The organism is Flavobacterium piscis, from assembly GCF_001686925.1.
In the GTDB taxonomy this organism is placed as follows: domain Bacteria; phylum Bacteroidota; class Bacteroidia; order Flavobacteriales; family Flavobacteriaceae; genus Flavobacterium; species Flavobacterium piscis.
This window is the reverse complement of sequence record NZ_LVEN01000027.1, coordinates 441,122-455,343: the sequence shown is the minus strand read 5'-3', so window position 1 is coordinate 455,343 and position 14,222 is coordinate 441,122. Positions and strand designations below refer to the sequence as shown.

Here is a 14,222-nt window from a genome sequence, read left to right as displayed (position 1 = left end):
CAATCCGTTATAGGTTTCTTGTCTCTGGTTTTAACAGATTGAATTTATATTCCTGAATAAAAATGACTTTATAAATTAAAATAACCTTAAAAAAGAAAGTAAGTATAAATGAAAGACAATCAGACAAAAAAATATTATTGGGGAATAGGATTGGAAAACGAAACCTACATGCAATTTGAAGAATCCCTAATAGTTTCTGGTGAATTTATACAAGAAAAAATTGGTTTTGAGAAATACAGTATCGATTATAGAAAATGCTACAAACCTGAAAGCTTAGCCCCTATTTTAAAGAAGGCTTTTGGTTTGAATGAAAACTATAAAGTGAGCAGAATGATGAACAGTCATTCGCTGGAAAAACTCGATATCAATTATCAGCACAAAACAATAGCGCCGATAAAACCATTAATCGATACCGAAACCGGTGAAGTAAGCGCACAACCAACTGAAAATCCTGAATATCTGGGAAAATCGATCATGGAGCTTTTCCTTGAAGATCAGCCATACAACATTCAGAGTATGATTACCCAAAGAAACAAAACAATGGGCTCTGTACATTTTGATGGCGATTCGATCGAATTTGTTACCAAATATTTCGAGAACAGAACAATTGGTGAATCGTGCAAAGAACTAAAAGCTACTAAAAAATTATTCCTTGATAAGATCAATGAATCGTCTGTGTTAAACGGAAAATTAAACTTTCCGGATTACAACAACGGACTTAATATGTTCATGACCAATCAGGAAAACCTGGTTTTGTTTAATAACGGAACCTACCATTTTCATATTACTTTACCGTCTTTGACCGAAGACAGCAGGATTGTAGATTATAAAGAATTCGAAAGAACACATGCCAATGCGATTTATTTACTGCAATGGTTTGAGCCTTTCTTTATTGCTACTCTTGGAAGTCCTGATATTATGGGCGTGATAAGCGATACTTACAGTCTGGACAAAAAATTTACTTTAGGTTCTATGCGAAATGCAATGTCGCGCTACATAGGCGTGGGAACGTATAATAAAGCGATGCCAAAAGGTAAGATTTTAACCTATAATGTTGATGATTTTAGAAAATTACTAAAATTTGAAAAAGAAGAAAACATTTGGTGGAGAGATCAGATTGAAGCTGATATGGAATACGAAATGCTTTCGGAAGTTGGTCTTGATTTTAATCAGGAAAAAATGTACCAAAGCGGTTTCGAATTCAGAAGTTTTGATGAGTTTCCTGCCGAATACTTAAACGATGTTCTTTTTGCTATTATCTTAATTTGCGAGCATTCTTTGAATCTTCCTGATGTACAATGGGCACATGACAGCAAAGCATGGAATAATCTTGTTTTTAAAACTTTAAAAATGGGTTATGCTACGGAAATTAATGAGGAAGAAAAACAGGAAGTTCTGGATTTATTACAATTATTAAATCCATCAGATGCTAATTACAATACATTAAAATCAGAATTTGAAGTTATCGTAAATTTAGATGAATTTTTCTTTAAAATTCTGGCCGTTTTACACGATATGTACAAAGACAACAACATTTGTCTTGACTCGATGTACGGACAAAAAACAAGTGTTCCGCCTCAATGGGACAACTTTAATAAATACCAGACCGAAAAACATTTGCAGCAAATTGGCGCTTTCTGTGAGAACTAAAAGCTGATTTAGAAGTTTACATCATAAAAAAACATCCCATAAAGAAAATTTCTTTTTGGGATGTTTTTACATTAAAAAAGTACATTACGCTACTTCCTCTACTTTTAAGATTTCAAGTCTTAGATTTCCTTTTTTAGCAGGCCATTCTACAACATTTCCTTCTTTATATCCTACCATCGCTATCCCTTCATCAGAAAGAATAGAAATTCGGTTCTTACTTACTTTGTTTTTCTCAGGGCCTACAAACACAACCGTTTTTTCCTCATTGGTGGCACAATCTTTATATGTTACTCTTCGGTCTACAGAAACAATATCTTCCGGCAAATCTCTTCTTAGTACCTGCGTTGCTTTTTTAAGCTCATCAAGCAGCAATTTTTCTTCTTCTGCTGTTACTTTTTTTCTTCTTACGTGATCTTTTATTAAATCGTATATTCCTGTTGTTAAAATGATATTTTGTGACATAACTTTCTGTTTGCTCTTTATTTCACAGGTAAGATAATAACCCTTCATTGAATCACTTATAGCTCTTGTGTAGTGTTGCATTCAATGATATCCTAATCCCAATGAAAATTGAAGATTAAATAAATGAGCCTTTTGTATGAAAAGAATCCCTGTCCAGAGTTTTGACAGGGCTTAATTAATAAACTCTTTTGAACTTTTTAAGAAAGTATCGTCATGCAAATACAATAACGTGCCCATAAGGCTCATCAAGTCATTATTTGTTAAATAAAAATTTGAAATCGTCATTGCTATAAATTGCATTTAATTATTTGGCAAGTTAGCTCATTTTTTTAAAAGAAAAAACACTTTCAACCCTAATAAAACGTTAACATCTATATCTTAAACAGCTAAAATAAGTCTACATGTAAAAATAGCTTTTCAACAAGTAGTATTATACAAATACGGGACAAAAGAAAAAATTTCCCTTTCCCGTATTGAATTATAATATAAGTAAATGACAATTCAAAAATTATCTCATTTTCTAATTATCTAATTAATTTAAGGTATTATTTGATCCTTTCTTAACTGAGCAAACAATTCAAAAAACGAATCTTTCGTATCTTTATAAGTAGCAAAACCCAGTTTTCTGCTTCTTGACATATCGGTCATTACTTCCAGAGGACGCGATAAATCAAGATCAGTATGCCAGGCAGATGCCAATTGGTTTAAGTCCTCTTCTATTAATTGATGTTCTTTTGTGATGGTTTTCCAGATCGTATCTTTTTCGCTTAATTCGGCTTCTAGTGGTTGTATTGTTCCCTTATATCCTTCAAATTCAATATCAAACCATTCCGCTATTTTCGGCCACAGCCATTTCCATCTAAAAACGTCTCCGTTTGTGATATTAAAAGCTTCGTTATGAGCTGCAGGATTTGTTGCCGCCCAGATAATCTGATCGGCCAGAACTTTAGCATCCGTAACATCAGATACGCCATTCCATTGCGCCTCAGAACCCGGCCAGATAAACGGCGTTCCTTCCTTTTTGCAAATACTGGCGTAAACAGCCAAAGTGGTTCCCATATTCATAGCGTTACCAACAGTTTTACCAATCAGCGTGTGTGGTCTGTGGATGTTCCAGCTAAAGCCATCTCTTTTTGCAGCTTCATACACCTCGTCTTCCTGTGCGTAATAAAAATTCGGCAAGTCCAATCGCGGCTGCTCTTCTCTTAAAGGTGTTTCCGGTAAAGTTCCTGTTGTCGCATAAGCATCAAATGGCCCTAAATAATGTTTTAATCCCGTCACTAACGAAACATGCTGAATCGATTTTTTAGGAGATAATACGTTTAATAAATTTCGAACCATGGCACTATTCACCCTGATATTTTCTTCTTCGGTATCATTTCGCATCCATGTTGTAAAAAAAACATGAGTTGGCGCAACATCCATTAAGGCAGTGGCTAATGATTCTGTATTTAGCAAATCGGCGGCAATAGGTTGTAAGCCTTCAATATCATTTTTAGGATTTCTGGAAAGTCCAAAAACGGTCCATCCTTTTTCTATAAGTTTTATGGCAAGATTACTTCCGGCAATTCCGGTTGCTCCTACAACTAAGGCTACATTTTCTTGTATTGATTTCATAAGTATTATATTTTTTTCAAAATTACTTTACAAACCTTATTCAGAAAGATGACCTGAAACAAGAAATTCGCTTGATCTAAATCAATTATTTGGGATCGAAAATGATATTCTTTTTAAGTCGGCTCAAAGTTTCAGGCGAAAGACCAAGATACGAAGCCAGTAAATTTTGCGGTATCCGCCTGATAAAGTCAGGATTATTTTCGACAATATACCTGTACTTTTCTTCTGCCGTGTGGGTATGTGAACTTATTAATCTTCTTTCTTTTGTAATTAAACTATTTTGAAAAAGCAGTCTAAAATAGCGATCCATTACGGGAACTTGCAGGGTGAGGTTTTCGAAATCTTCTCTGGTAATCAGCAGTACTTCTGAATCTTCCATTGCATCAATACTGTAAAAAGAAATTCCTCCGCTAAAAAAGCTGCTCATGTCTGATGTCCACCAGCCTTCGGGTGAAAACTGATTGATATGTTCATTCCCTTTTTCATCAACATTATAAGACTTTAAAAGTCCTTTCGAAACAAATGTCAAATAACTGCAAACATGTCCTTCCACCACCAAAAACTGTTTTTTCTTTAGCTTTTTAGGTTTAAAGAAAGTCTTTATCAATTCCTTTTCGGACTGGGACAACTGAACTTTTTCTTCAATATGTTTGAAAATGATATCGTACATTTTAAAATATTTAACTTTATAAATAATGAAGTATAACAAATGTATACTATTTATTTTTTAACTTTCATCATCTAAAAAAAACATACACTGAGACTGTTTTTAATGTATTGATTAACAATTAAAAGATGAAAGCAATGGTATTAGATTTTAAAAAATTTCCGCAGCTTATAACAGAGAGATTGGTATTGAGAAATATTGAAAATACTGATGCTGAATTAATTCACAAACTGCGTTCTGATGAAGTTGTAAATAAATTTGTGGGCCGGGACAATTCATCAACATTAGAAAAAGCAAAAGAATTTATTTTTAAAATACAAAATTTGGTTGAAAAAAACGAAGGCCTGTATTGGATTATCCGGCTAAAGAAAACAATGATTTAATTGGAACTGTTTGTTTGTGGAATTTTGATTTAGAAAATGAAATCGTAGAAATTGGATACGAAATGCTGCCCGAATTTCAAGGCAGGGGAATTATGAGCGAAGCTATCAAAGCAGTAATAATTTATGTATTTGAAGAAATGAAAGCCAAAATAATTACGGCATTTCCTTCTTCTGATAATATCAATTCTGTTAACATTCTACAAAAACTGAATTTTGAATTCGAAGACAAAAAGTATAATAATACACATGAAAATGTAAATAATATTGCTACCTATACTTTGCGAAATCCTAAAATGATTTAAAAATCAAGATCAGGTATAAATACGTATTCGATTATCAGTAAAAGATTGGTATTTTTATTTTGTTTTTGCATTCATAACTAATAACAGTAAAATGGGAATATCTTCTAAAAACGGAATTGCAGTTAATTATGCAGGAATTATTCTTTTAAATAGCTTTATAGTTATGTTGTTCGAAAGATTGCGCCTCGTTAAGGATAACAATTTTACTAGTATTGAAAATCAAAAAAATGCTGTGCTCTACTTACAATATGTTATTACCGGAGTAAGCGAAACGGAAGACAGTTATTTAGCATTGAATAAAATACTTTGCGGATTGTCAGTTACAGATAGTGTTCCCGCTAAAATTGAAATTTCACAAGAAAATGAAATTCTTATAGTAGGTTTAATAAATGCTGCTGTTTCTTATTGGTCTGCAATTGGTCACTCTTCTGTAGAGGGTTTTAGAGACAATTGGCTCATTCGGGACGGAATCCTTATTGAATTAGAAGACAGATGGGAACTTACCGTTGACAAAAGAGCTTATGATGTATTAATAAACAAATCTCCATTTGCTTTTTCGATTATAAAATATCCGTGGATGCATAAACCTTTGCATGTTATTTGGCCTTATTAAAAATTATAAAACCGCAAAAGTTATGTCCCGGACTATTCTTGAAAAACTTTGGAAACGTATTGTAGATCCTTCCGGAGTTTCTGCTGCAGATGGAGTACAAAATTGGAATGAAGAAATTAAAGCCTTGTACGAATTAGGTATTGGTATGGAAGATGCATTACAGTTTTTATACTTTGAAAAACCTGATTTAGAAACTTTTAAAAATTGGATCAATAATCGAACGCAAATCTCAAATACAGCAGAAGAGCTTACAGATACGGTTCTATCAGAAGAAGATCTGGAATTTTGGAGCGAAAACGGCTATATTGTTATAAAAGATGCTGTTTCAAAAAAAGATTGCGAAGCTACCCAACAAGCTATTTGGGATTTTTTAGAAATGCATCCGGATCAAAAGGAAAGCTGGTATCAAAGACATCCGGATCAAAAAGGATTGATGCTTAATTTTTCGGATCATGAAACTTTAAATAAAAACAGATTTTCGCCCAAAATAAAAAAAGCATACGAACAGCTTTACAATAGCGCGAATATTTACAAAACGATTGACAAAGTAAGTTTTAATCCGCCTGAAACTAGTGAGTTTACTTTTTTAGGAAGTCCGCTTCATTGGGACACCAGCTTAAAACAACCTATAAAATTTGGACTTCAGGGGCTGCTCTATCTTACAGATTGTGGTGCTAACGACGGTGCTTTTCATTGTGTGGCGGGATTTCACAACAAAATAAATCATTGGCTGGACAATCTGGAACCTCATGAAAACCCAAGAGACAAAGCGGTGAAAACATTAAACCCAAAGCCTATTTTAGGTAATGCCGGCGATTTTATTATCTGGGATAACAGATTGCCGCATTGCGCAACGCCAAACAAAGGCAAAAGTCCCAGAATGGTTCAGTATCTTACTTATTTGCCTAATGATTATAATGATTCGGGAGAATGGTTATAAAAGTGAAACAGTAAATTAAACGATTTAAAAATAACATCTTAACTGCATCAATTACCTGATAATAATACAATTGTACGCTGTGAATTTTATAATCCTACTTGTTTATTAACTTTCTACATTTGTGTGTATTAATGATTTAAACAATGTAGTATGACAACTTCAAATCACAAAAATAATATTTCGAGTGCCAGAACTTCGGAAAAAAAATCTGAAGTCAAGTCCACGTCTTCCAGAAACAACGAAAAGACCACTATCGAAATTAAAAAGATCAGTCATAACAAACAATAATTATTAATACAATTATAAAAAATTGAAATTACCCTTTTCTTATTACCTCAATCCCGATGTTCTTTTTCTGGCCAAAGATTTATTGGGCAAAGTTCTTTTTACCCAAATTAATGGCGAAATAACTGCAGGCGTTATCGTAGAAACCGAAGCTTATTTTGGTATTCAGGATAAAGCATCGCATGCTTACGGCGGACGTCGTACGAACAGAACAGAAACATTGTATCAGCAAGGAGGTGTTTCGTACGTTTATTTGTGTTACGGAATTCACAATCTCTTTAATGTAGTAAGCTCCGTCGAAGGCGAACCGCATGCCGTATTAATACGTGCCATAGAACCTCTTATAGGACTGGACATAATGGAAACCAGACGTAAAATAGCCGCCACAAAAGCAGCTATATCTTCAGGCCCCGGATCTGCAGCCAAAGCTTTAGGCATTGATCGCACATTTAACGAAAAAGAATTATCGGGAGAAGAAATCTGGATAGAAGATCATGCTATTCGATACACTCCTGATCAAATTGCAGCAGTACCCCGTGTTGGTGTGGCGTATGCGCAGGAAGATGCGCTCCTGCCCTGGCGTTTTTTTGTTAAAGACAATAAATATGTAAGTAAACCCAACAAAATTTAATCTTAATTCTGAAAATACTTTCTCACTTTTATTAAGCACCGAAACTTTATAAAGATCGTATCTATTTAACAATCAAGGCTATTTTTATTTTATCTTTTTAATAAAATACAATCATTAATTTACAAAGCCACAATAAAAGTTTAAAAAAAAAGTTTTTTTTCCTTAACAAAATCACTAACTTGTTTAGAAATAGAGAATACTTTTAGGTATTAATATTGTTTCTAACAGGTTAAATTCTTTATTTTTTATAACAAATTATCAATATAGAAGAACTGAATTAATTTTTCTAACATCAAAAAAAACAGATTTATATGCGAGTATCAGTCATCCGTAAAAACATAAAATTCACCCCGGATTCTAAAAGAGTTGTTGCAAGATATTTTATGAATGGCGAAGAGCGGACCAAACAAATGGTTGCGCGTATCATGATGCTGAACGAAAAGCAGGTACTGGAAACCTTAGAACAAACGCTTCGTGAATTTGCAAGACGTCACCGAAATATTTCGGCCATTTTTTTTAGGCATTGCGAAAAAATAAAACCTATTATCGAAGCCATGCAAATAGATTATGAGGCAATATCTCTGGATCGAAAAATGCTCATAGGTTCCTATTGTACTATGGAATACGCGATAGAATCTGCAGCCATTTTTAATCCTTCGATTATAGAAGATTTTGATCAGTCAGGTCTTGAAGCCGGCGAAAAACGTGTCATCATTTCTTTTCGCGCAACAGGTGAAGGTCATATTTCATCCATAGTTTTTAGAAGAGGAATTCTTGATAAGGATAATAATCTTCTGGTTATGAAGATTGGTCATAACATCGATAAGGCCGAGATTGAGCATAAATCTTTATTCAATAAAGAGCGTTTTTTATTAAAATTGTCCGAAATGCATACGCAGGACAAATACATAGCGCAGATCATGCAGGACTTACCCGAGGAATTTGAGTTTGCGATATTAAAAAGTATGGTCAATACGGCCTTAGCAGACCCATCAATTCGTCAGGAAAGAAGAATAGCGCTTGAAGAAATACTCTGGCTCGCTGATTCATTTTATGATTTGCAGTTCAAACACGATTCTGATCTTACAGAGCGTGTTATATTTCCTATCTCAGAGTCTGAAAGCCGCGGTATCGAAGATGCCCGTTTTGTACGATTTGAAGATGAGGATGGATCCAGTCGTGTTATGGCTACTTATACGGCATATAATGGTCACGCCATATTGCCTAAGCTTATTTCTACCGAGGATTTTTACACCTTCAGGGTTATGCCTTTGCATGGTGCGGGAGCTCAGAATAAAAACCTGGCTTTGTTTCCAAGAAAAATAAAAGGCAAATATGCCATGCTTTCAAGAATAGATGGTGTAAATAATTATATCATGTATTCTGACCGCGTTACACAATGGAATGATCCCATTCTTCTTCAGGAACCACGTTATACCTGGGAGTTTACACAAATAGGAAATTGCGGTTCACCACTTTGGACTCCGGATGGATGGCTTGTTATCACGCATGGTGTAGGTACAATGCGACGTTATTGTATTGGTGCCTCATTATTAGATCTTGAGGATCCGTCTATAGAAATAGGAAGACTTTCTGAACCTCTGCTTTCACCTCTTGAAGACGAGCGGGAAGGTTATGTACCTAATGTTGTTTACTCCTGCGGAGCTATCATACACAACAATAGCCTGATATTACCTTACGCCGTATCTGATTATTCCTCTACTTATGCTGTAGTCGATATGGGCGAATTAATAGATGCGCTTAAAAAAAGTAAATAAGTCACACGCCATAATATTAATTGCTTTCTTTTTTAAGGAAGCAATTTTTTTTTCGCATTTGTACAATTTTAGTGTAACATTTCACATTAATTTTGAGTCTTTCTAAAACAATTGAATTTAATACTGATCGAAAATCTGTCGGTCATTACTATTTCTCTGTAGCTTCCCACGGCAGCGCGATAACAGCTGTCTTAACTGACTCAGATTACAATGAAAAAATATACCCTAATAATCTTCTTAACCTTCGCTCCTTTCACCTTTGGTCAAATACCAGTAGATAGTATCAAAGCAATTATAAAACAAGAAGTTACCAATAAAAGAAGCAAAAGTATTATTGTAGGGATTGTTGATGCTAACGGCAGGCAAATAATTGCAGAAGGCCAATTAAGTGATCACGATTCCAGATTGCCTGATGGTAATACCCTCTATGAAATAGGTTCCATTACAAAAGTATTCACTTCGTTGCTATTGGCAGATATGAGTTTAAAACAGCAGCTTAATGTTCATGATCCTATATCAAAATTTCTGCCTGTAACTGTAAAAACTCCTCTACGGAAAGGAAAAGAAATTTCGCTGCTCAGCTTATCAACGCATCGATCCGGAATGCCGCGTTTTCCATACAATACAGATCCAAAAAATCTGGACGAACCTTATATTGACTATGGTGTAAATCAATTATACGAAAATGTAGCGCATTTTGAACCTTCTTTTGATATTGATTCAAAATGGCAATATTCGAATGTGGGTTATGGAGTATTGGGCACTGTACTGACTTTGGTTGCGCAAAAAAATTTTGAGACCCTTATGACAGACGAAATTTGCAAGCCTTTGCATCTTAATAACACCGTTATCTCATTAACAGCTAAGCAAAAAGAAAATTTAGCCATAGGGCATGCAGAAACCGGTACAAATGTTGGACTTACAGAATTAGGCGCCATAGAAGCCGGCGGAGCATTGCGATCTAACGTAAATGATCTTCTCACCTTTGCACAGGAAAATATGGGCTTAATTAAAACGGAATTGTTTCCTGCAATGGAACTCACTCATGTCCTGCAGGCAAAAAAAGACGGAAACGATACTTACACCACAATGGGCTGGACTCTTGACAATAACAACGGACAAAATATACTTTTTAAAGATGGCGGAATGCCGGGATACTGCACATTTTTAGGCATCGATAATAAAAATAAAATTGGCGTAGTAGTTTTATCCAACTCCAATAATTCAGTATCAGATATTGGCAGGTACATTCTGGATTCGAGATATAAAATAGAGCCGTATCAATATCCCTGGCAATTATTAGACACGCTTCGACAAACGGTTCAATCCAAAGGAATTGATGCTGCAATTGCATTATACCATCAACTAAAAACAGCCAAAAATCCCGAATTGTTTTTTAATGAAAATCAACTGAATTATTTAGCAGGTGAATTACGAAAATCCGGCAAAACAAAACAGGCTGTCAAATTGTATGAACTCAACGTAAAGGAATATCCTAATGCTGTTCTTGCTAATGAAAGTTTGGGAGAAATTTACAAACGAACCAAAAAAAAGAAAATGGCGATTATTTATTTTGAAAAAGCCCGCGAACTGGATCCTCAAAATCCGCATTGGAATTATATTCTGGATAAACTCAAAAAACACTGATTCCAGCAACAGTTTTAACGACATCTTACTGGAATGTTGAATTTTCAAAAAAAAAAAAAAACAATTGTATGAATACTCAATACAAATTAAAAAAGCTATGATCTGTTTCAAAAAAAAATTACTATTATGTACGCTGTTTTGCACTGTTTCTTCATTCTCACAACCAATACAGATCAGTAAAAATAGTTTTTGGCAACAGCAGGGTTACGATCGTATTTTAGCGCTAAAAGACAGTGTTTTTCACTATTATAATATCAACGACATCAATTGCAAAGTACTTGCAGAAGGTAACTTCGCCGGAAGATTTTCGGTTGTTTCCGCATCAGACAGTCTATTGGTTTTAAATCCCGGTGGTATCGTAAATTATTCCTTTAAAAGAATCAATTCCCTTCCTGAAATTTGTACTATCCAACAAGTTAAAGATACTTCTTTCGAAAAAAACTTTAAGATTTTCTGGCTCACTTTTAAGGATAATTACGCCTTTTTTAAGGAACGAAATATCAGCTGGCAGCAAATTTATAACGATTATATACCCAAAATCAGAAAGCTTAAAACAGAACAGGAATTCGCCTTTGTTCTTAAAGAGATCATTCAGAAAATTAATGATGGACATATAAGGCTTGAAATCCCAAAAGCCTTAAATTCAAAAATAAATCAGTCGGTTCAAAAGCCTGTTCGGTCTTTAAAATCAAAGGCTGAAGTCATCAAAGATATACAGCAAAAATATATTGAAACAACAAAATCCTATAATAATGGTGTTGTACAGTGGGGCATTTTAAAACAAAGCAAAACCGGTTATATTGTTATTACAGATATGAATAACTTTGCTGATTATGTTCCTAATCCTGAAACGGATTCAAAAGATTTTAGCCCAAAATACAATGCAATACGTGATACAAAAGTACCATTGGAACTATTTGATGATGAACTCAAAGGTGTAGAAAAAATAATAAAAATCATTCTTGACGATTTTAAAAACACACAATCTGTTGTCATTGACCTTCGTTTTAATGGTGGTGGTTATGAAACCGTTGCACTACAATTGCTTCGTCATTTTGTTACTCAAAAAAAAGATATCCTTTCTGTCAAGGCAAAAACACACGATGGTTTTTCACCTAGTCAAACGTACAGTTTAGTTCCGGCACAAGATAACTATCTCAAAAAAGTATACGTTTTAACAAGCCATAAAACCGCCAGCGCAGCAGAAATATTTGCATTGGGAACTTTAAGCTATCCTGAGATTATCCGTATTGGATCTTCGACAGCAGGAATCTTTTCAGAATTATTATGGAAAGAACTTCCTAATAGCTGGGAATTCAGTTTATCTAATGAAATCTATTCTGACAATAAGAATATAACTTATGAAGGTCTTGGTATTCCTGTAAAGCATGATATGCATTATCCCAAAGACCCTGTTTCTTTTTATGACACTTTTTACAGCAGCAATAATTTTACAGATAAAGCACTGGAGAAAGTTTTTCTTTTGGAAAAATAAAAGCACACTTTTTCAACAGGAAACAACAGCTTATTTAGCGAGATAATACTTTTTGGCTTCTTCAGTAATTTTGATCACAAAATCTGTTTTGGCAATCCTGTATCCTACGCGATCGTATTTAAATTCTTGTGCCAAAGCCAGTTTTAATGTTTCATATTGTTTTGCAATTTCAGGATATTCAATAAGATAATCCCTAAAGAAAATCCTGTCCCATAATTTGTGATGGCCAGGTCCCATATGAATATGAAACGTCTGTTCTTTTATTCCTGTAGTATTATATCCTTTTACGAAGACCATATAAGGAGGTTCACCATCTGTTTGCCACATAAAATCGTACGAAATAGTCTTCATGCGTTCAATGATCGAATCGTTTAAACTTTGGTCCTCTGGGATTTCTACTAAAATATCAATTGTATCCTTAGCCGTTAAGTTTGGGATAGAGGTACTTCCAAAATGCTCAATTCTAATTAAAATCTCATGCAAGGCATTCTTAATCTGTTTTTCTTCTTCTTTATAAATTTCAATCCAGTTTGAATCGTAACCAGATAATTCAACAGGAAATAACTTTGCGATCTCTTCTTTCGAGAGTTCATTAATACGTTTAGACATGATATTGGCTTGATTTATTTGGTTTTGTGTAAAAATACAGGGGCGCAAAAATACAATTCTTTTTTTACTAAAAACTAAAAATGAATGTGCCGCCACCAAAACTATTCGATATCTAAAAATAATTTATCTGTTAAAAAAATAAAGATTCCGCCTCATAAATAATACATTCCAAAGGCAATAAATGTGTTAATTGAATGTTTTAATAAAAAGAGTTGATCGATTTAATTTTAATGATTAACTTGTATATACTTATTAATATATTAAGATTTATGAAAAAAATATTGTTTTTGGTCGCTATATTAGGCATTTCTTTCCAAGGTTATTCGCAAAAGGAAGTGAAAGATAAATACAAACCAATTCCGGCTAAAAATTCTGATATAAAAGAACCTTTGCCGCCAACGGAGACTCCGCCAAACGATCCGCCGCCCTTAAAAGAATCAACCGTTTTAAAAATTAATCCGGAGGATCTTTATAAAAATAATACGCTGTACAAACCTGAAGCCAATGTAGAAGGTATTTTTTACAGAAGAAATGAATATTTAGGAGGTTTTGTAACCAATACATCGACTTCGACCATTCGTTATCGCGATGCTGCATTTGTAGATGGCGATAAAATCAGGGTATATCTTAACGATAAAGTTATTGAAACCGAGGTAAGCTTAAATGGCGATTTTCAGGGTTTTAAAATAAATTTGGTAAAAGGAATCAACAAAATTGATTTTGAAGCGTTAAACGAAGGTTCAGCCTCTCCCAATACAGCTGAATTTCAGGTTTATGATGATAAAGGTGCTGTGATTCAGGCAAGCCAATGGAATGTGGGAACCGGCTATAAAGCTACTATTATTTTATATAAAGAATAAAAACGAAGAATACCTAAAAATATGCTGTTGTATTAATTTCCAATGTCATCACGGCGTTGGAAATTAAAATAACTATTCTAAGATAAAGCAAAAATAAATGGTAACTCCTATAATAATCACTGCTGCGCTAAGTAAATGGAGTTTTACTCTCTTGTGATGACGCTCGATTATTGCTATTCTTTCATTTAACCTTTCGTTTTCCTCATCCATCATCTTTTGGTATTTTTCTTCCATTATTGCATTAAATATTAACCATTTATAACTACATCTACGAATTCTTTGA

14 protein-coding genes and 1 pseudogene are annotated in these 14,222 nt (G+C 34.0%); 10 read left to right on the top strand and 5 right to left on the bottom strand.

Going from position 1 to position 14,222, the window contains the following annotated elements:
- The first annotated feature begins 108 nt into the window (after window positions 1–108).
- Complete coding sequence (locus FLP_RS12440; protein ID WP_065449815.1) at window positions 109–1,650, top strand: hypothetical protein; 1,542 nt, start codon at window positions 109–111, stop codon at window positions 1,648–1,650.
- 84 nt (window positions 1,651–1,734) lie between these two features.
- Here FLP_RS12440 and FLP_RS12435 read toward each other — a convergent pair whose 3' ends face one another.
- The 3 genes from FLP_RS12435 to FLP_RS12425 all read right to left on the bottom strand — a co-directional run bounded on the left by FLP_RS12435 (window position 1,735) and on the right by FLP_RS12425 (window position 4,399).
- Window positions 1,735–2,112 (bottom strand): GreA/GreB family elongation factor, encoded by a 378-nt coding sequence (locus FLP_RS12435; RefSeq protein WP_065450279.1) that lies wholly within the window; start codon window positions 2,110–2,112, stop codon window positions 1,735–1,737.
- Between the two features lie 537 nt (window positions 2,113–2,649).
- Window positions 2,650–3,729, bottom strand: a complete 1,080-nt coding sequence (locus FLP_RS12430) for an SDR family oxidoreductase (protein WP_065449814.1) — start codon at window positions 3,727–3,729, stop codon at window positions 2,650–2,652.
- 85 nt (window positions 3,730–3,814) lie between these two features.
- Entirely contained in the window at window positions 3,815–4,399 is a 585-nt protein-coding gene (locus FLP_RS12425; protein ID WP_065449813.1) for a Crp/Fnr family transcriptional regulator, read from the bottom strand.
- Between the two features lie 125 nt (window positions 4,400–4,524).
- Here FLP_RS12425 and FLP_RS25915 point away from each other — a divergent pair.
- The 8 genes and pseudogenes from FLP_RS25915 (at window position 4,525) to FLP_RS12390 (ending at window position 12,470) form a co-directional block, all read left to right on the top strand.
- Window positions 4,525–5,081 (top strand): annotated as a pseudogene (locus FLP_RS25915) (GNAT family N-acetyltransferase).
- 91 nt (window positions 5,082–5,172) lie between these two features.
- Complete coding sequence (locus FLP_RS12415; protein WP_065449812.1) at window positions 5,173–5,694, top strand: contractile injection system tape measure protein; 522 nt, start codon at window positions 5,173–5,175, stop codon at window positions 5,692–5,694.
- Between the two features lie 22 nt (window positions 5,695–5,716).
- Window positions 5,717–6,634, top strand: coding sequence for a phytanoyl-CoA dioxygenase family protein (locus FLP_RS12410; RefSeq protein WP_065450278.1), 918 nt, complete (start codon window positions 5,717–5,719; stop codon window positions 6,632–6,634).
- A gap of 150 nt (window positions 6,635–6,784) precedes the next feature.
- A complete protein-coding gene (locus FLP_RS25490) occupies window positions 6,785–6,922 on the top strand; it encodes a hypothetical protein (RefSeq protein ID WP_158596266.1) in 138 nt (45 codons plus the stop codon).
- 22 nt (window positions 6,923–6,944) lie between these two features.
- Window positions 6,945–7,550, top strand: a complete 606-nt coding sequence (locus FLP_RS12405) for a DNA-3-methyladenine glycosylase (RefSeq protein ID WP_065449811.1) — start codon at window positions 6,945–6,947, stop codon at window positions 7,548–7,550.
- A 311-nt stretch (window positions 7,551–7,861) separates the two neighbouring features.
- On the top strand, window positions 7,862–9,328 hold the full coding sequence (locus tag FLP_RS12400) for a glycoside hydrolase family 130 protein (protein WP_065449810.1): 1,467 nt from the start codon (window positions 7,862–7,864) through the stop codon (window positions 9,326–9,328).
- A gap of 210 nt (window positions 9,329–9,538) precedes the next feature.
- Window positions 9,539–10,975, top strand: a complete 1,437-nt coding sequence (locus FLP_RS12395) for a serine hydrolase domain-containing protein (protein ID WP_065449809.1) — start codon at window positions 9,539–9,541, stop codon at window positions 10,973–10,975.
- A gap of 97 nt (window positions 10,976–11,072) precedes the next feature.
- Window positions 11,073–12,470 (top strand): S41 family peptidase, encoded by a 1,398-nt coding sequence (locus tag FLP_RS12390; protein WP_065449808.1) that lies wholly within the window; start codon window positions 11,073–11,075, stop codon window positions 12,468–12,470.
- Window positions 12,471–12,500: 30 nt separating this feature from the next.
- Here the strand turns inward: FLP_RS12390 and FLP_RS12385 are convergent, their stop codons facing one another.
- Window positions 12,501–13,079, bottom strand: coding sequence for a GrpB family protein (locus tag FLP_RS12385; RefSeq protein ID WP_065450277.1), 579 nt, complete (start codon window positions 13,077–13,079; stop codon window positions 12,501–12,503).
- Between the two features lie 269 nt (window positions 13,080–13,348).
- On the opposite strand from FLP_RS12385, the gene FLP_RS12380 reads away from it, so the two are divergent.
- A complete protein-coding gene (locus tag FLP_RS12380) occupies window positions 13,349–13,939 on the top strand; it encodes a hypothetical protein (RefSeq protein ID WP_065449807.1) in 591 nt (196 codons plus the stop codon).
- Between the two features lie 72 nt (window positions 13,940–14,011).
- Here the strand turns inward: FLP_RS12380 and FLP_RS25485 are convergent, their stop codons facing one another.
- Window positions 14,012–14,173 (bottom strand): hypothetical protein, encoded by a 162-nt coding sequence (locus FLP_RS25485; protein ID WP_165606671.1) that lies wholly within the window; start codon window positions 14,171–14,173, stop codon window positions 14,012–14,014.
- Window positions 14,174–14,222 lie beyond the last annotated feature (49 nt).

What these genes read in the sequence shown, in the direction of transcription:
- FLP_RS12440 (WP_065449815.1), top strand. Translation starts at nt 109, where the DNA reads ATGAAAGACAATCAGACAAAAAAATATTATTGGGGAATAGGATTGGAA.
- FLP_RS12435 (WP_065450279.1), bottom strand. Translation starts at nt 2,112, where the DNA reads ATGTCACAAAATATCATTTTAACAACAGGAATATACGATTTAATAAAA.
- FLP_RS12430 (WP_065449814.1), bottom strand. Translation starts at nt 3,729, where the DNA reads ATGAAATCAATACAAGAAAATGTAGCCTTAGTTGTAGGAGCAACCGGA.
- FLP_RS12425 (WP_065449813.1), bottom strand. Translation starts at nt 4,399, where the DNA reads ATGTACGATATCATTTTCAAACATATTGAAGAAAAAGTTCAGTTGTCC.
- FLP_RS12415 (WP_065449812.1), top strand. Translation starts at nt 5,173, where the DNA reads ATGGGAATATCTTCTAAAAACGGAATTGCAGTTAATTATGCAGGAATT.
- FLP_RS12410 (WP_065450278.1), top strand. Translation starts at nt 5,717, where the DNA reads ATGTCCCGGACTATTCTTGAAAAACTTTGGAAACGTATTGTAGATCCT.
- FLP_RS25490 (WP_158596266.1), top strand. Translation starts at nt 6,785, where the DNA reads ATGACAACTTCAAATCACAAAAATAATATTTCGAGTGCCAGAACTTCG.
- FLP_RS12400 (WP_065449810.1), top strand. Translation starts at nt 7,862, where the DNA reads ATGCGAGTATCAGTCATCCGTAAAAACATAAAATTCACCCCGGATTCT.
- FLP_RS12395 (WP_065449809.1), top strand. Translation starts at nt 9,539, where the DNA reads ATGAAAAAATATACCCTAATAATCTTCTTAACCTTCGCTCCTTTCACC.
- FLP_RS12390 (WP_065449808.1), top strand. Translation starts at nt 11,073, where the DNA reads ATGATCTGTTTCAAAAAAAAATTACTATTATGTACGCTGTTTTGCACT.
- FLP_RS12385 (WP_065450277.1), bottom strand. Translation starts at nt 13,079, where the DNA reads ATGTCTAAACGTATTAATGAACTCTCGAAAGAAGAGATCGCAAAGTTA.
- FLP_RS12380 (WP_065449807.1), top strand. Translation starts at nt 13,349, where the DNA reads ATGAAAAAAATATTGTTTTTGGTCGCTATATTAGGCATTTCTTTCCAA.
- FLP_RS25485 (WP_165606671.1), bottom strand. Translation starts at nt 14,173, where the DNA reads ATGGAAGAAAAATACCAAAAGATGATGGATGAGGAAAACGAAAGGTTA.